The organism is Catenibacillus scindens, assembly GCF_014202115.1.
In the GTDB taxonomy this organism is placed as follows: domain Bacteria; phylum Bacillota; class Clostridia; order Lachnospirales; family Lachnospiraceae; genus Catenibacillus; species Catenibacillus scindens.
In genome coordinates, this window is the sequence record NZ_JACHFW010000001.1 from 211907 (window position 1) to 230229 (window position 18323).

An 18323-nucleotide genomic window follows, 5' to 3' on the forward strand; every position below is an offset into this window, starting at 1 on the left:
TCACCTCTTATTCAATAATCGCAACATACCTTCCGATTCAAAGTCCCATTTTCCCAACTGTCCTTTATTCTTTCCAAACAATATCACAGCCCTGTCCATATCGCCGGACAAAAAAGCCCGAAGCCCCTGGACCGCCAAGTCTTTTGACGGGATCAGCTTCTCATCGAAGTTTTCCTGCCGGCAGTAATTAAGCCAGAGGTTGACACTGGAGTACAGACGGATCAGAGGCGCCATCTTCGGTGAGTCTTTTAAAATCGCCGGACCGAAACGGTTTTTAAGTTTCTGGGCGACATCGTAAAACCGCCTTGCCGCCCCGGCCTTGTTTCCAGCCATGGCAAGAGCGCAGCCCCAACAATATCCTGCGTGGCATACTAAGATCATCTCATTTTCTCCATCCAGGCTTGCCGCAGCTTTTTCAAAATATTTTCTGGCCCTGGACGGCTTATTTTCAATATACAGATAATATTGTCCCGCCCTTAAATTTCCCAGATAAGGGCCTCTGGGATCCTTTTGTCCCATTAAACGCTTCCACCATATTTTAGCGCTTTTTTTATCCTCTGCCAATATCAAGGATACACATATTTTATCGGCAAAATCCCTGGCCTCATCGGGGAGAAGTTCCACTCCCCGCAGATAAATGTCTGCAGCCTCCCTGTATTTTTCGCCGGATATGAGCAGGTCCCCCAGAGCTGTATAAAACTCCCCATGCCTTGGAAACTTCTTCAGACCTTCATGATAATAGTTGACGGCTTCGTCCACCTGCCCAAGTTTTTCACAGCAGCATGCTGCCCGCATATAGGCTCTCATAAGTACAGGAGGCGCTGACGAAAGACGGATACATCTTTTAAATCCATCCAGCGCCCGGCCGTAATCTCCCATACAGTAAAAAGCGCCGGCCAGACTTATAATCGCCAGCTCGTTTTCCGGCTCCCGCTGCAGCACCCACAGAAAATCATCAATTGCCGCCCGGTAGTTGCTCATCTGGAAAAAAATATCTCCCCGCTCCATCCGATGGCTGACGCAGTCTTTCTCTTTCACTGCCAGATTCATCTGTTCCAAAGCCCTCTTCCAGTCGCCGGCAGCTCCAGCCAGAGCGCTGCGCTTATATAGCTGTCCCAGAAGATAATGGCACTGGGGATAATCCGGATTGAGGGCCAGCGTCATCCGCATATAATGAATCGCCTTTTTTAATTCGTTGCGCTCTGCGTAAATCCGCCCGATCCCCTGTGTGATAAAAGGGCTGTCCGGCATGCAAGACGCCAGATCCAGATACAATGCCAGAGCTTCGCTGCTCTGGCCGGAACACTCCAGTATCCTCGCTTTCACCGCAAGAATTGTGTTATCCATAGGACTATAGCTGTGCGCTTGATTAATGACTTCCAGCGCCTGAGAATAACGCCCCGTCTCCAGATAGCACAGAGCCATAATGCGGTAAACCTGGGCCATCCACTGTTTTGTGCGCTCCTCATGGCTTTCCTTTAATATATTACAGGCATATTCCAGTGTCTGATCGTAATCCTCCCGGCTCTGGGACAGATTTCTCAGGCAGTTCAGCCAGATCAGCCGAAGTTCGTCTGTCTCCACATTGACTTTTCTGGCCTGGCGCACCACTTCCATAGCTTCCTTCTCTTCCTGGAAATCCAGGAACATCCGGGCCACCAGTTCATAGGGCTTTGGATGTTTTGGATAAATGCGTATGGCTCTGTAATAATCATCAATCACCTGCCGCGCCAATCCCAAGGCCAAACATGCCTCCTGGCGCAGAATATAAGCCGGAAAAAATCCCGTCTCCTCATCAATGAGAGAACCGCACAGATCAATACAAGCTTCCTCTTTTCCCATCTTGTGGAAAAGCTCAGCCTTCATATAGATACAATTGTAGCGCTGGCGGCTTTCCTCCTCCGTTTGAATGGCCTCACAAGCTGCCTCCAGAGCCAGATCATAGAGCCTGGAGTCCTTATGTTCTCCCAGCCACGAATAACAGCAGGCAATAGCGTAATTGGCATAGCCGATACGGCGGATACGCCTTCCTGTCTCTTTTGTCCCGTCATCCTTAATGGACAGGATCATCTCCCGCCATTGCTTCAGCCATGGCAGCGCCTCCTCATAGCGTTCCAAACACAGGTAGATCCGCCCCCGTAAGTTTACATAATCATATAGATGATCTTTGTCAGGTTCAAATTTCAGAAGAATTTCAAGACACTGGTCATAGTCTTCATTCTGACACATACACCATCCCAGATCCAGCAGCAGTGTTTGATCACCGGGATGTTCATCCAGCCCTTTCCTGTAGTCCGCCATCAATTTCAGATTAATCTTCTGCAACACTTCCATGGCTTTCTCATCCCCTGGAACCGATTCAAAAAGATCCAGGATCACCTCTTTAGCCTGGCGGTAATCTCCTCTGTGGGCAAGACACCGGGCATAGCCCAGGCTGGCCGTATAGTTTTGAGGCGTCTTTTCCAAAATCCGCTCACATACCAGGGCAGCAGTCTCAAAATCTTCCATTTCGAGAAGAATATCCGCGTAAGTATCCCCAATATAAAAGCTGTCCTCATACTGTCCCCACAAGTCTTCCAAAACAGACCGGGCGCCGCAAAGATCTCCGGAAAACCGGGCAAGCAAGGCTCCTTCGACCGAGACAAAGGGATGGTAAATGTCCGACTGAGTCAGCGTCTCATATATTTGTTTTCCTTCCTCAGTCTTCTGGTCCAAAACAGCCTGTCTCAGAGAAAAATAGGTATCTATATAGCTGTCGTAATCTTCTTCCGGATCTCCTTCAAAAAGAGTGTAGTCCAGAAAATTTTCATATTTGATCAGATTGACAATGTAATCAATATATTCTCCTGGAAAGACTTCATACAGTTCTTTTTTATCCTGGACGATATTAAAAGTCCGGTCAATGGCCCGCCACACTTTATTTGGCAGTTTTAAATGGGACATAAAAAAGCGCAGAAGCCCGATTCTCGCCTCGTCGCTGCTTTCCAGACCGATGCACAGATCATCAGAAAGAATAGGGGCCCAGTTCTTTTCGTCAATTCTCCGGTAAAAATCCTGATACAGTTCTTCCACCTCAGACAGCCACCGTCCAATAGGACTTTCCTTTGACAAACCGCCGGGAATCCCCGCGCCGTCCTTGCCCCCATTTTCCTGACCGCTGCATCCCTGGTCTTTGTTATCCTGAGCCTCTTTCACAGCCTGTTCATAAGCCTGGCGCAGCGCTTTAAATTCCTCCGGATGGTCTTCCGGGTTTGCGTGTACCAGTTTTGTCCGGTATGCTTTTTTTATCTGGTCCTCATCTTTTGTCGGTTCAATTTCCAGTATATCCCAAATTGTTGACATTCTTTTTTCTCCTGCTCTTTTAAATTTGGATACAGATCATCCGGCCCTGTTGTGTCAAAACGCCGCCTCTTTTTATCCGGACGGCGTATCTGATATACATTCTACCACTGAAACTATAATAAATCCAGTTTAAAAAGAATCCTGCCTCACAGGATGCTTCGCCTGCGGCGGACCGCACCGGCGGCATTTTCCTCTCCGCCGCAGTGCAATTGTGCGCGGAGCGTTTTTACGTCACCGGGAAAGGCATTTTTCTGGTGACATAAAAAAGATGCCTGCCAGACATCCGGCAACTTGCCAGCCACAGGCTGGTCTGACAAGTCACCGAGATTTTGTCTGACAGGCACGTCGAATCTTTAGCTCCCCAGTCAATCTTTTGCTGTAATGTAGCCCTGGGCAGTAAGCAGCTCGGCACACAGAATGGCGCCGCCGGCAGCGCCCCGGACGGTATTGTGGGAAAGGCCTACAAACTTATAATCATAGACAGTATCTTCTCTTAAACGGCCTACTGAAATACCCATTCCATTCTCATAATTGACATCCAGGCGAACCTGAGGACGATTATCCTCCTCGATATACTGGATAAACTGCTTTGGTGCGCTTGGTAAGTTCAACTCCTGGGGCAGTCCCTTAAAGTTTCTCAGCTTCTCAATAAGCTGCTCTTTTGTAGGCTTTTTAGCAAACTTTACGAATACAGCGGCTGTATGTCCGTCCAGTACCGGAACTCGGATGCACTGGGTAGTAATCACCGGGCTTGTAGCCTTGACGATCTCTCCGTTTTCAATATGTCCCCATAAACGAAGAGGTTCCTGCTCGCTCTTCTCTTCCTCGCCTCCAATATATGGGATAATGTTTTCCACCATCTCAGGCCAGTCTTTGAAAGTCTTTCCAGCTCCGGAAATGGCCTGGTAGGTTGTGGCAACCACTTCCACAGGCTCAAACTCTTTCCACGCTGTCAGCACAGGAGCGTAGCTCTGGATGGAGCAGTTAGGCTTAACGGCAACAAATCCCCGGATTGTTCCCAGACGCTTTCTCTGATGCTCAATCACCGCGAAATGCTCTGGGTTGATCTCAGGTACGACCATAGGTACGTCCGGTGTCCAGCGGTGCGCACTGTTGTTTGAAACCACAGGTGTCTCTGTCTTCGCGTAAGCATCCTCAATGGCGCGGATCTCCTCTTTTGTCATATCCACGGCACTGAACACAAAATCTACCTGGGAGGCCACCTTTTCCACTTCGTTGACATTCATAACGATCAGCTTCTTTACTGCCTCTGGCATAGGTTTTGCCATCTTCCAGCGATTTCCCACAGCCTCCTCATATGTTAAACCGGCAGACCTGGGGCTTGCTGCAATAGCAACTACTTCATACCAGGGATGATTTTCCAGCAGAGAAATAAATCTCTGTCCTACCATACCTGTTCCCCCAAGTACTCCAACTCTTAATTTCTTTTCCATAGCATTAGTCACTCCTCAAAATATACTAAATGTCCGTTTCAGAAAAACATTTGTCGTTGCATAGAAATATACCACATTTTCCAGTTAAAAATCAACCTTTTTTTCACTGTATCCTAATTTTTGTATACTATTCAGATTTTTTCAACTTTTCATTCCTTCGTTTACACAAAATACACAAAAATATGGTATACTAACCTCAAAGCGGCTAGTGTACCGCGTCTTTTGCATGGCAGCCCAAGGGCGCATTCCTCTGCGCAATAGTACGCACCTGAAAAAAATATACTATGCCCGCGGCAGCGAAGTAAGCTGTGGTATCATGAGGTCAAATTTTAATTTGACCTCAACATCATCATTATTATAATGGGGGAAAGCTTTTATGACAACACAGGAAATTCAAAATATTTGCCAGAGCATTAAAGCCGGCATTGAAAAAGTAATTATCGGAAAATCAGAAAATATTGATTACATCCTCACCGCCATATTTTCCGGCGGCCATATTCTTCTTGAAGATGTTCCCGGAACAGGGAAGACCATGCTGGCAAAAACACTGGCCCGGTGTGTCAGCGGACAGTTTTCCCGTATTCAGTTTACGCCGGATCTTCTGCCCTCAGATGTGACCGGCATCAATTTCTATGACAACTCTAAAAATGCCTTTGTATTCCGGGAAGGCCCGGTATTTACCAATATTCTCCTGGCCGATGAAATTAACAGGGCCACGCCGAGAACTCAGTCCAGCCTCCTTGAAGCTATGGAGGAAAAGCAGGTCACTGTGGATGGCCAGACACGCTCCCTTCCTGAACCTTTCTTTGTGATCGCCACGCAAAATCCCATTGAGACCGCCGGAACTTTCCCTCTGCCGGAAGCCCAGCTTGACCGTTTTCTGATGAAGCTTTCCATGGGACTGCCTGACGCTTCCGAGGAAATGACCATCCTCTCCAATTTTATGAACGACAATCCTCTGGAAACAGTAAAATCTGTGTGCAGCGTAGAGCAGCTTGTCCAGATCATTAGCCGGGTCCACGAGATTTTTGTCCATCCAGCGCTCAGGGAATACATTATCGCCATTGCCGGACAGACCCGCAATCATCCACGCATTGCCCTGGGATTAAGTCCCAGAGGAAGCCTTGCCTTAATGAGGGCCTCCCAGGCTCTTGCCGCAATCCGGGGCCGGGACTATTGTATCCCTGAGGATATCCGTCACCTGGCGGTTCCGGTGATCGCGCACCGTCTCATCCTCTCCCATTCCATGTCCGCCTCGGAAACTGAGGCCGCCGAAATTGTCCGGGATCTTCTCTCCAGTGTTCCCGTTCCCACGGAGGAGTGGAAAAACCGATGAACATCATATTTGCCGCCTTTGGACTGTTTATTCTTTATATGATCCAGAAAAAGCTGTACCAACGCAACTGGAATAAAAATCTCAACGTGACCATGGCCTATTCCAAAGAGACTGCTGTGGAAGGCGAGGAAGCTGCCCTTGTGGAAGTTCTTGTCAATGACAAAAAGCTTCCTCTCCCGGCTCTGACTGTGAAATTTCAGACCTCCTCACGGCTCTCCTTTCTCAACAGCGAGAACAGTTCCGTCACAGACCTTTATTACCGCAGCGATATCTTCTCTTTTAATGGCAGGGAGAAAATTACCCGGACACTGCCCTTTACATGCACCCGGCGGGGGTATTACACCATCACCCAGATGGCGCTCTCCTGCACAGATCTTCTCTATATTGAGAAACTGACAGAAATACGGGATAATTTTACCCAGCTTTATGTCTATCCCCGGTATGTGGACATCCGCAGGCTTCTCATTCCTTTTAACCAGCTTTACGGAGCCATTCTTTCTAAGCGCAGGTATTTTGAGGATCCCTTTGAATTTCGGGGGATGCGGGAGTATCAACCCTTTGACTCTATGCGCCGGGTTAACTGGAAAGCCTTCGCCCGCACAGGAGAACTGAAAGTAAATGTTTATGAGGATACCTCCTCCCAGGAGGTGTGTATTTATCTGAATCTGGAAAACAATGGTTATGTCAACCATTATGATATTATGGAAGAAAATATCCGCCTTGGAGCCACACTGTCCGATATGTTTATCTCCAAAGGTATACCGGTGTCATTAAAGACCAACGGATGCGACTGCACATCAAAACTTCCGATCCAGGTGGATGCAGGAACCGGCGCGGGACATCAGACCCGTCTCCTCCAAAGCCTTGCCCGCATTGATCTGGAGCTTCCCGTAAGACATCTATCTGAACAGATTCAAAAAGATCTGGAACTCGGCGGACAGATTCCATATATCATCTACATCACTAATTACTGCCATGATGACATGATCAAGGCTGTCAACGCCATGGCAAGGGCCAACGACAGCTTTCAGATGATCTATACTTACCATAGGGATATGCAAGACAGCTTCCAGGTATCCCCTGAAATTTTAAATAAGACTATGTTTTGGGAGGTGGAACACATTGACTGAAAAATTAAAAACTGGACGAAACCTGGCCGACCTTCTGTGCTGGTGCTGTATGTACTTCGGTCTCTGTGCTTCGGTTCTGTATCTCATCACCCAAAACAGCAACCAGTTTATCATCGCCCTGACCCTGGCTGTGACCCTCATTGGCACAGTCTATCTCAGCGTCCGGGCTAGAGCCATCTTTTACATTGGGTATCACATTCTTTTGATTGCCATAACATGGGGCTTTTCCCGTACCCTTGCCTCCCCAGGCCTGATCAGCACATGGGCCATCACAGTGCTGATCCTGTTTCAAATGATCCTGTTTTTTTCAAAACGGCTCCACAGTAAAGAGCAGGCGCGTTATCTGAAAGCATCTCCCGCTCTGGCTATTCTCTTTTTTGTTTTGTGGATCATATCTAACGGGATGGGCCATGGGATTCTCTCCACAGTCCTTGTAGTCACCGCCTGTGTCTACCTGTTATCCAGCATACTGACCATGTATCTGACCAATATGCTCTCCTATATCACCGGCAACCGCCAGATGGCTAATATGCCTGTACGTGCCCTGGTGCGTTCCGGCAATTTTCAAATTTCCCTGTTTATGCTCCTTGCCCTGGGGGCCATGGTTATGTTTACAAATATGGGGCTGGGACAGCTCTTTAACGGCCTTAAAAATCTGCTCCTGGCCGCTGTACGTTTTCTTTTCTCTTTTGCTCCCAGCAACGAGGAGACCACCTACTCGCAGGCACAGACATCCGCTCCTCTGCCAGATATGGAGACAAATACGGCTCCTCTTCCCGATGACGGTACCAGCCCGATCCTTATTGCGGCCAGCGACTTTATCATGGCCCTATTCCGGGTCATCCTTGTGGTGGGCGCCGCCGCCCTTGTGATCTTTATGATCTACCAGTTAATTCAGCGCTTTAACGGCCTCACAGTCAGACGATCGAAAGAGAAGGCCAAAGAGCCGGAAAGTGAAGATGTGATTGAAAAAATCATCGCCCCAAAAGGGCGCCGGACGTCTTTCTTCTTTTCCTCTGCCCTTCCCGATGACAAGATCCGCCGCATCTACTATAAAAAGATTTCGGGGCGTCATAAAAAGTCGCCTATTGACCGGTCCATGTCCCCACAGGAACTGACGGAAAGTATATCCCCCCAGGACTTGGAGGCCGCCCGGCAATTTACCGAAATCTATGAGAGAGTGCGCTACAGCGGCCGTACTGAGGCCGAGGATGTGGCTGCCTATAAAAATCTGGCAAAAAAAGTGTGATATACGCGCCGCGAGGATGCGCAGGGATTCGAAACGGAAAGGATGCCACCCCAAAAACTGCTCAGTTTTCTTTGGATGGCAGCCGTTGGTTTACGGCAGATCTTTAAATACAGCACTTTCCCAGGCATTTCGCCAATATTATGGCATCTCCCCCACAGCCTATCGAAAAAGCAATAAGATTTCAAAAGAAAAGAGGCCGTGAAAAATGATTTCTCATTTTTTCACGGCCTCTTTTTTGGGCCCTTACGCCTGCTCTAACAGTTTTTCTACGCTGACGAGTTTCACGCATACAGTAAAAAGCTTAGCCGCCAGTTTTAACTCATCCAATGTGGGGAAAGACGGGGCAATACGGATATTGCTGTCGTGAGGGTCTTTTCCGTAAGGATAAGTAGCGCCGGCTCCTGTCATTACAACGCCGGCCTCCTTGGCCTTGGCCACAATAGCTTTGGCGCAGCCGTCCATAGAGTCGAAGGAGATGAAATAGCCGCCCTTTGGCTTAATCCAGGAACCGATCTCCAGACCGCCAAGTTCTGCCTCCAGAATATCAATGACTGCCTCAAATTTAGGTCTTAAAATAGCCGCGTGCTTTCTCATATGGGCATGGATGCCATCAATATCTTTGAAAAAGCGCACATGGCGGAGCTGGTTTAATTTATCGTGGCCGATAGTCTGGATAAATAACTGCTTTTTGATTTCTTCCAGGTTATTTTTAGATGTGGCAATGGCCGCGATGCCGGATCCTGGGAAGCTGATCTTGGATGTGGATGTAAACTTGTAAACCATATCCGGATTTCCTGCTTTTTCACACTCTTCAAGGATCTCAAGAACCACATCCTGGTCGTCATCATATAAATGATGAACAGAATATGCATTGTCCCAGAAAAGGCGGAAATCTTTGGCAGCCGGTTTTAAGCGGGCAAAACGGCGGACAGTCTCATCTGAGTAGGAAATCCCCTGTGGATTGGAGTATTTGGGAACACACCAGATTCCCTTAACGGCGGGATCCTCAGACACATACTTTTCCACCAGATCCATATCCGGCCCTTCCATGGTCATAGGAATATTGATCATCTCAATACCGAAAAATTCTGTAATGGCAAAATGACGGTCGTATCCGGGCACCGGACATAAAAACTTTACTTTGTCCAGCTTGCCCCACGGCGTGGAACCTAAGACACCATGGGTCATGGCGCGGGCAACAGTGTCATACATCACGTTCAGGCTGGAGTTTCCGTAAATAATAATCTTATCCGCATCCACCTCGCACATAGCCCCCAAAAGCTCTTTCGCCTCAGGAATACCGTCCAGAACACCATAGTTGCGGCAATCCACCCCTGTGGAACATCTCAGGTCATCATGGCTGCTTAATATATCCATCATTTCCATAGACAGGTCAAGCTGTTCTTCACTTGGCTTTCCTCTGGACATATCCAGTTTTAACCCCTGAGCTTTAAAATCATTATACTCTTTTTCCAGTTCAGATTTTAATGTCTCAAGTTCTTCTTTACTCATGGATTTATACGACTTCATTGTGTCAAATCCCGCCCTTTCTTTTTACTTTCTTTTTTCATTTAGTGCTTATTATACACTAAAAAAAATGGGGTTTCAATTGGCAAATTGCCTATTTTTGCAATTGTTTGACGTAAAAATGTCATTTTCTCCCATAAAAATCCGAATTTTTCCAGACAAACCCTTTAAATTTTGCAAGTACAGGTTCGGCTCGTTCATATCATTAATTTCCCGTACGAAAAAGAAAAAATTTCTTCTTCTATCCTCCAAATGCGAGCCACTGGCACACAGTGTTCCGCCGGGCGCACTCAAAAAGGGAGGACGGATTTTTATGGAAACATAAATCCGCCCTCCCTGCTTTAAAGCCAGACAGGTTCTTTGTATCAGCAAATCGCTTTTACCGGGCATACGCCGGCACATTGACCGCAGCCTGTACATTTATCATAGTCGATAGCGGCATGGTTATTCTCTACTGTGATGGCCTGCTCAGGGCAGGTCTTTACACATTTCATACAGCCAATACAGCCGCTTTTGCAGATCTTCCGGGTCAAGGCCCCTTTGTCCCGATTCACGCACATGACATGGTGGGGCGCTTTTGCCGGGACAATAGCAATAACCCCTTTAGGACAGACTTTGGCACAGAGGCCGCAGCCCACGCACAGGTCCGGATTGACAACTGCCGCACCGCTGCAAAGGGAAATGGCATTTTCAGGGCAGGCGGCTATACAGTCGCCGTAGCCCAGGCACCCAAAGGCGCAGGCGCTGTCGCCGCCGTACATCATAGAAACGGCCTGGCATGTATTTACACCGTCATAATCTGTCTTTTTAGACACATTACCGCTATGGCCGGCACACCGCACCAGAGCCACCTTCTTTTCCACATTTCCCGCCGTTTTTCCAAGGATGGCGGCACATTCATTAGCCACGTCTTCCCCTCCGGGGGAACACAGGCCAATCTCGGCAGACCCTTCGGCGAGGGCTTTGGCATACCCGTCACAACCGGAAAATCCACAGGCGCCGCAGTTGGCTCCCGGAAGAGCCGCCCGAACAGCTTCCTGTTTTTCATCCACAGGCACAGCAAAGACAATGGAGGCCACCGACAAGATCAGACCGGCCACAAGACCGATTATTACTACAATGACTACACCAGTGATCATCTTCTCGCCCCCTTACGCAAATAATCCGTCCACCAGCCCCTGAAAACCAAGGAAGGAGATGGATACTAATGACGCGGATACAAGGGTAATAGGGAGACCCTGAAGAGATTTGGGGATATCACTGTGTTCGATGCGCCCCCGCACTCCGGCAAACAGCACCATGGCCAGCATAAATCCCAGACCGCCGCCCAGACTGTTGACCATAGACTGGACAAAACCGTAGGGTACCGATGTATAACCGTTGGTAAAGTTAAGGATCGTTACGCCAAGCACCGCGCAGTTGGTTGTGATCAAAGGCAGGTAAACGCCCAGTGCCTTGTAAAGACTTACCATATATTTTTTCAGGATGATCTCCACAAACTGTACCAAAGCGGCAATAACGAGGATAAACACAATGGTCTGAAGATAGTCCAGATCATTAGGTGTCAGTAAAAATACCTGGATAGGCCAGGTCACCGCTGTGGCAATCAGCATGACAAAAATAACAGCGGCACTCATCCCCACGGCTGTATCCAGCTTTTTGGAAACGCCGAGGAAGGGACATATCCCAAGGAACTGGGATAAAATAAAATTATTGGTCAAAATGGCAGCCAAAAGAATGGACACCAGATTTGTAACCCAGCTTACTTCCATTATTCACAACCTCCTTTTGCTGCTTTAGAGCAGCTCTGGGCTCCGGGACAGGCCCCGCAGCCGAGTTTTGCCGGCGGCTTGCCCTTGCGCTCCGCCAGTTTATTGGCCAGAGCCACCAGCATACCGAAAACAAAGAAGCCTCCCGGCGGCAAAATCAGGATCAGTATGGGTTGGATCACTGAGCCATTATTGATCACCATGCCAAACCAAGTGCCATTGCCCAGGATTTCCCGGATGCTGCCCATAAGCAGCAAAGTCACTGTAAAGCCGATACCCATGCCCAGCCCGTCAAGAATAGAAGGCAGGACTTTATTTTTGCTGGCAAAGCTCTCCGCCCGGCCAAGGATGATACAGTTGACGACGATCAGAGGCAGGTAAATGCCCAGAGCGTCATTGATAGATGGCAAAAATGCCTGGACAAGCATCTGTATCAGTGTCACAAAAGCGGCAATGATGGTAATAAATGCAGGGATACGCACTTTATCCGGTATCACCTTGCGCAACATGGAGATGACCGCGTTGGAGCAGACAAGCACTATAGTAGCTGCCACACCCATGCCGATGGCATTGGACGCCATCGTTGTAATGGCAAGTGTGGGACATGTGCCGATGACCAGGCGCAGCACAGGATTTTCCTTAATAATACCTGCAGTAAATACCTGTCCGAGAGTTTTTTCTTTTTTAGCCATCAGTCTCCACCTCCTGTTAATGTGTTATAAAGCTGGATAGCCTGATTCACAGAGTTGGTCACCGCATTGGACGTGATGGTTGCCCCGGAAATAGCGTCGATCTCATTATCCGCTGACGCTCCCTGCTTTGTCACCACAAACTCTTCCTCCGGAATCGCCTTAATATACTGATCAGTAAAGGAGGCATCCAGGGCTTTCTGCCCCAAACCTGGCGTCTCATCCTGCTCAGTGATCTTTACGCCGGCCACCGCCCCGTCGGTAGTAATACCGGTCATAACAACTACAGGACCGCCATAGCCTTTAAACTGGGTGGAAAAAACGTAGCCTGCTCCGTTTTGGGCCGTCCAGTATGTATATTCAGTCCCGTCCAACTCAATGGTCTGACCATCGTCAAACCCGTCGGCCTGGGGCAGCACTTCCTGCCGGGACTGATTGTCCGCAGCAATCTGCTGCTGGCGGATCGGTTCTTTTGTAATACTGTTTGTCACTACCAGAAGGCCGCTTGTCACCACTGTAATGATCACAAGGACCAGGGTAGGCATGATAATTTCTTTCACTTTCATGATTTTGGCGCCTCCTTCCGTATACCGAAGGCTTTGGGCGCTGTCAGAGATTCAATATGAGGCGTAAGGATGTTCATAATAATAATCGAGAACGATACCCCTTCCGGCAGAGATCCGAATACGCGGATCATCACCGTAATAATGGCGCAGCCGACAGCGTAGATCACTTTTCCCTTATTGGTCAGCGGGCTTGTCACATAATCTGTAGCCATGAAAATAGCGCCTAAAAACAGGCCGCCGCTTAAAATCTGAGTCAGAGGGTCCTGTCCCAGGATGGCCGAAAAAATGGCCACAACACCGATATACACTACCGGTATAATGGGAGAGATCACCCGGCGCACTACCAGATAGACACCGCCGATGAGCAGAGCTAAAATACATGTCTCCCCAAGGCAGCCGCCTCTAAGTCCAAGAAAAAGATCCAGGTAATCCGGAATCTGATCCGTCGTCCCGGCAGCCGTCAGGGCCAGAGGGGTGGCTGTAGTCACCGCGTCAGCGCCTCTCCATGACATAGGCGCCAGCCATGTAGTCATTGCGGTCGGGAAAGATGTCATTAAAATAATACGGGCTGCCAGAGCCGGGTTAACAAAGTTCTGTCCCAGGCCGCCGAACATCTGCTTAACGACAACAATGGCGATAATACCGCCCAGCACAGCGATCCATATGGGAATCCCTGATGGAAGATTGAAAGATAGAAGCATTCCTGTGACAATGGCGCTTAAATCCCCCACAGTATTATCCCGCTTCATCACTTTACGGCTGATATATTCGGCGAGAACACAGGCCGCCACTGTAGCGCACGTCACCACAATGGTTCTTGGCCCGAAAATGATCACCGAAGCGATCCACGCCGGGATCAGGGCGATAATCACATCCAGCATAATATTTCTTGTTTTTGTCACGCCCCGTATATGGGGAGATGAGGAAACGATTAATTTACGATCCATGACTGCACCTACTTTCCGAGATTCCTAAGAATCATTTTTCCCACACGTATGGACTGAACCAGCCTGCGGTTCGCCGGACATACATAGGCGCAGCAGCCGCATTCCATACATACGTTGACATTATATTTTTTCAGCTCATCGGGCCGGTTATGAAGGCTCGCCTGCTCCAGTTTTGTGGGCATAAGGTTCATGGGACAGGCGTTGACACAGCGGCCGCACCGGATACATGCCCCAGGCTCATAGCTTTTTGCCTCCGCCGCGTTAAAGGCCAGGATCGCGTTGTTCTGCTTCATCACCGGCATCTCATCGCTGGCCAGAGCGGTTCCCATCATAGGGCCTCCATAGAGGATCTTTGCCGGTTCCTCCTTGTATCCGCCGCAAAAGGCGATCACGTCTTTCACCAGAGTGCCGATAGGCACCCGGACATTTCTAGGCTGGCTCACCGCCGACCCGTCCACAGTCAGCCTTTTGCTCACTAGAGGCATACCTGTCTTGAGATATCGTGCCAGTGTGGCCACAGAGGCTACATTCATTACCACAACTCCTACATCTGCCGGAAGCTTTCCCGGAGGCACTCTCCGTCCGGTACACTGATCAATAATCACTTTCTCAGCGCCCTGCGGATAACGTGACGGCAATACCTTTACTTGGACTATATCACCGTGGGCATCATCCTTTGACGCGATATTTTCCATAATGCGTATCGCTTCCGGCTTATTGTCCTCAATGGCAATATAAGCCATTTTAACGCCAAGCAGCTCGCTGACTGTGTAGACGCCGGACAAAATGTCCCAGGAATTTTCAATAATTTCCCGCACATCAGACGTTATGTAAGGCTCACACTCCGCCCCATTAATGATCAATGTGTCGATTTTAGATTCCGACGACGGATTTAACTTGACATGGGTTGGAAAACCTGCTCCTCCAAGCCCCACAAGCCCGGAATCACGGACCGCTTTGATCAGATCCTCCCGGTTGTTCACTACCGGCGGTTTAATCCCCGGATCCGGGGTCTGCTTTCCGTCGGTTTCAATGACTACCGTCTGAGCCGAGGCTCCGGAAGGCATTAAAAGAGTGTCAATCTTCACCACTTTTCCGGAAACACTGGAATGGATGGGGGCGCTGACATACTTGTCGCTGTCGCCGATGAGCTGACCTACAAAAACCTGGTCTCCGGCCTTAACCACAGGCACACAGGGAGCCCCTATATGCTGCTGCATACATATGCTTACAGTTGCAGGCACCGGCATATCCACAGTCTCACAGTCGGTGGTATGCTTTCTGTGAGGTACAGGCGCTCCCGGACTTTTGACAATGCCAAGCTTCCCAAGGAATCCGTTTGAATAACCTGCCATATTCATCCTCCTCATCAAATACATATTATGAGTTGCCCACAAATGGGCATGAGACACGGATTGCTCCACAAAGGCATAAATTTTCATGCAAGCATGACAATTATGACCTTTTGTCCTTTGTCTCATCATATTCTTTATCATTTTACATGAATCTTTAAAGTATGTAAACTGAAAAACCAATAAAACTTTACCCTGACGTAACAGTACAGCGTAGGCACAGGCTGAACTGTTTTACACCTTGATGCATGACTACCGCACAAGCGGGTATACTATGCACAGGAGGCCGCTTCACCAACACGTCCTTGCTGGGGCGACTTCTTTAAAATAGAAAAGGATGCCGGACAAAATCACGGCATCCTTATTTCAGTGATACGCCCGTCAAGTGCCTGCCGCGCTTGGTCAAACAAGTCTTCTCTCCGCTGCAGTCAGCCCAAGCGCTGAATCAAAATGAATTGCTCTCCACAAAATTCATGTATTTCACAACCATCAACGCAATCTCAAAAGTAATGGCATCCTCAAACACTCTCAAATCCAGACCTGTGGCTTTGTGTACCTTATCCAGACGGTAGACGAGAGTATTCCGGTGGATATAAAGCTGCCGGGCAGTCTCGGAAACGTTCAGACTGTTCTCGAAAAATTTATTGATAGTCAGCAGAGTTTCCTCGTCGAACTGATCCGGAGTCACATCGGGGAATATCTCGTCAATAAACATTCGGCACAGCGGTACAGGGAGCTGATAGATCAGGCGGCCGATACCGAGACGGTTATAGGCGATAATATGCCGCTCGCTGTAAAAAATCTTGCCTACATCCAGAGCCACTTTTGCCTCCTTATATGATCGGGACACATCTTTAATAGAGTCCACAATGGTGCCGTAGGCAATATAAGCGTTAGTCATCGCCTCAGAGTTGAGCATATCCAGGATCATGCGGGCCGTATTGCGCAGATCATCGTACTCCTCTTTATCTTTCAGTTCTTTTACTAAAATAATGCTGTCTTCATCCACCGCTGTGATAAAATCCTTATTTCTCCCGGCAAAGAGACTCTTAACGATCTCCAGTGTATTATTATCCCGGTCTCTGGGCGTCTCAATGACGAAAACGACCCGGCGGGCCTCAATATCTATGCGGAGCTTCTTGGCTTTGTTATAAACATCCACAAGAAGCATGTTGTCCAAAAGGACATTTTTGATAAAATTTTCCTTATCAAATTTCTCTTTGTATGCGGACATCAGACTCTGAATCTGAAAAGCCACCAATTTTCCAATAGTGTAAATACCATCGTTGTCTCCGCGGATCAGCATAATATATTCCAACTGACCTCCGTCAAAGATCTTAAAATACTGATACCCCTGGACCACCTGGATCTCAGCCGGGGACTGAACAAAGGTCAGAACACTTTCTTTATACTCCTCAACTGTACTTGTGGTAGATGCAATAATGTTAGCATCGGTGTCCATCACACATAAATCGGTGCGGGTAATCGCTTTTACCCCGTCAATTGTACTTTGAAGCATCTGGTTGTATGCCATCTTACCACTCCATTCCTAAACTTCTATGCCGCGGACTATGCGGCAGATCTACACATGAAAGCAACGTCTCAAAGTGCCGGACTGTAATTATTTTACCACAGGAGCAAAAAAAAGGGAAATACATTTTTTATGTATTTCCCTTGGGTTTTAATAACAGTTTAGATAATCAATTAATTGCAGATTGTAACCTGAGTCTCTTTGTCGAAGATATGAATCTTATCAACATCAAAGCAGATATCCACATCATCGCCAGGTTTAACAACTGTACCCGGAGCTTCACGTACAGTAACATCCACACCTTCAACAGTTACATATACGAATACTTCCGCACCAAGCATCTCGAATACGCGTACTGTAGAATGTACAGTGTTGTTCGGATTAGCCTTTGGATATGTAGCGGCTGCGTAAATATTTTCAGGACGAACACCGAAAGTAACTTCCTTGCCGATATAATCTTTTACTTTTTCAGCCTTCTCAGGAACAACAGTAATCTTGTTAGCGCCAAATACAAGGTATGTATTATTGCCTTCTTTTGTAAGTGTAGCATCGATAAAGTTCATCTGCGGAGAACCGATGAATCCGGCAACAAAGAGATTGCCTGGTCTGTCATAGAGGTTCTGCGGAGAATCTACCTGCTGGATAACACCATCTTTTAATACAACGATACGTGTACCAAGTGTCATAGCCTCTGTCTGGTCATGAGTTACATAGATGATTGTTGTCTGCAGTCTCTGATGGAGTTTGGAGATCTCAATACGCATCTGAACACGGAGTTTTGCGTCCAAGTTGGATAACGGCTCGTCCATAAGGAATACCTTAGGCTCACGCACAATGGCACGACCCATAGCAACACGCTGTCTCTGACCACCGGAAAGTAATTTAGGTTTTCTGTCAAGGAGATGCTCAATATCAAGGATACGGGCAGCTTCTTTAACACGTCTGTCGATTTCATCTTTTGGTGTCTTTCTCAATTTAAGACCAAAAGCCATGTTATCATAGATAGACATATGAGGATAAAGAGCGTAGCTCTGGAATACCATGGCGATATCTCTATCCTTAGGTTCTACATCGTTCATCAGTTTGCCATCAATGTACAGCTCACCTTTGCTGATCTCCTCAAGGCCGGCGATCATACGGAGAGTTGTGGATTTACCACATCCAGAAGGACCTACAAAGATGATAAACTCTTTGTCTTCAATCTCAAGATTGAAATCCTTAACAGCATTGAAGCCGTTTGGATAGATTTTGTAGATGTTTTTTAATGATAAACTTGCCATTATCAAATATCCCCCTTGTGATTAGATAGAAGTTAATTCTTCTGTTTTTTGATAGGTATATATTACACTATTTAACGCCCTTTAGCCATAGCGGTTTTAGACAAATAATTTTTCTCGATTTTGTTTACTTTGCTGTTTGGCGTTTTTCTTG

Annotated in this window: 14 protein-coding genes; 3 read left to right on the forward strand and 11 right to left on the reverse strand. The window is 47.8% G+C overall.

Annotation, left to right across the window (positions count from 1 at the left end; translation table 11 throughout):
• Positions 1-3342 carry a tetratricopeptide repeat protein gene (locus HNP82_RS00855; protein ID WP_183770417.1) on the reverse strand — a complete coding sequence of 1114 codons (3342 nt, stop codon included), beginning with the start codon at positions 3340-3342 and terminating at the stop codon, positions 1-3.
• Between the two features lie 365 nt (positions 3343-3707).
• Complete coding sequence (asd, locus tag HNP82_RS00860) at positions 3708-4796, reverse strand: aspartate-semialdehyde dehydrogenase (protein WP_183770419.1); 1089 nt, start codon at positions 4794-4796, stop codon at positions 3708-3710.
• A gap of 376 nt (positions 4797-5172) precedes the next feature.
• Between asd and HNP82_RS00865 the strand changes: the two genes are divergently transcribed.
• The 3 genes from HNP82_RS00865 to HNP82_RS00875 are packed head-to-tail and all read left to right on the forward strand — an operon-like array spanning position 5173 to position 8511.
• Entirely contained in the window at positions 5173-6132 is a 960-nt protein-coding gene (locus HNP82_RS00865; RefSeq protein WP_183770421.1) for an AAA family ATPase, read from the forward strand.
• Positions 6129-7262 (forward strand): DUF58 domain-containing protein, encoded by a 1134-nt coding sequence (locus tag HNP82_RS00870; protein WP_183770423.1) that lies wholly within the window; start codon positions 6129-6131, stop codon positions 7260-7262. Before HNP82_RS00865 ends, HNP82_RS00870 begins: the two co-directional genes overlap by 4 nt.
• Complete coding sequence (locus tag HNP82_RS00875) at positions 7255-8511, forward strand: DUF4129 domain-containing protein (RefSeq protein WP_183770425.1); 1257 nt, start codon at positions 7255-7257, stop codon at positions 8509-8511. The genes HNP82_RS00870 and HNP82_RS00875 overlap by 8 nt, the downstream gene beginning before the upstream one ends.
• Before the next feature lie 243 nt (positions 8512-8754).
• Here the strand turns inward: HNP82_RS00875 and HNP82_RS00880 are convergent, their stop codons facing one another.
• The 9 genes from HNP82_RS00880 to HNP82_RS00920 form a co-directional block, all read right to left on the reverse strand.
• On the reverse strand, positions 8755-10041 hold the full coding sequence (locus HNP82_RS00880) for a PLP-dependent aminotransferase family protein (RefSeq protein WP_183770427.1): 1287 nt from the start codon (positions 10039-10041) through the stop codon (positions 8755-8757).
• A gap of 362 nt (positions 10042-10403) precedes the next feature.
• The gene (locus HNP82_RS00885; protein ID WP_183770428.1) at positions 10404-11177 is read right to left on the reverse strand and encodes an RnfABCDGE type electron transport complex subunit B; all 774 of its coding nucleotides are present in this window, start codon (positions 11175-11177) and stop codon (positions 10404-10406) included.
• 12 nt (positions 11178-11189) lie between these two features.
• Positions 11190-11810: an electron transport complex protein RnfA gene (locus HNP82_RS00890; protein ID WP_183770430.1), complete on the reverse strand. Its 621-nt coding sequence runs from the start codon at positions 11808-11810 to the stop codon at positions 11190-11192.
• The gene (rsxE, locus tag HNP82_RS00895; protein WP_183770432.1) at positions 11810-12499 is read right to left on the reverse strand and encodes an electron transport complex subunit RsxE; all 690 of its coding nucleotides are present in this window, start codon (positions 12497-12499) and stop codon (positions 11810-11812) included. Before rsxE ends, HNP82_RS00890 begins: the two co-directional genes overlap by 1 nt.
• Positions 12499-13062, reverse strand: coding sequence for an RnfABCDGE type electron transport complex subunit G (locus HNP82_RS00900; RefSeq protein WP_183770434.1), 564 nt, complete (start codon positions 13060-13062; stop codon positions 12499-12501). Before HNP82_RS00900 ends, rsxE begins: the two co-directional genes overlap by 1 nt.
• Complete coding sequence (locus HNP82_RS00905) at positions 13059-14009, reverse strand: RnfABCDGE type electron transport complex subunit D (RefSeq protein ID WP_183770436.1); 951 nt, start codon at positions 14007-14009, stop codon at positions 13059-13061. The genes HNP82_RS00900 and HNP82_RS00905 overlap by 4 nt, the downstream gene beginning before the upstream one ends.
• Positions 14010-14017: 8 nt before the next feature.
• Positions 14018-15364: an electron transport complex subunit RsxC gene (rsxC, locus tag HNP82_RS00910; protein ID WP_183770438.1), complete on the reverse strand. Its 1347-nt coding sequence runs from the start codon at positions 15362-15364 to the stop codon at positions 14018-14020.
• A 442-nt stretch (positions 15365-15806) separates the two neighbouring features.
• Positions 15807-16895, reverse strand: a complete 1089-nt coding sequence (locus HNP82_RS00915) for a PucR family transcriptional regulator (protein ID WP_183770440.1) — start codon at positions 16893-16895, stop codon at positions 15807-15809.
• Positions 16896-17065: 170 nt separating this feature from the next.
• Positions 17066-18172: an ABC transporter ATP-binding protein gene (locus HNP82_RS00920; protein ID WP_183770442.1), complete on the reverse strand. Its 1107-nt coding sequence runs from the start codon at positions 18170-18172 to the stop codon at positions 17066-17068.
• Positions 18173-18323: the final 151 nt, after the last annotated feature.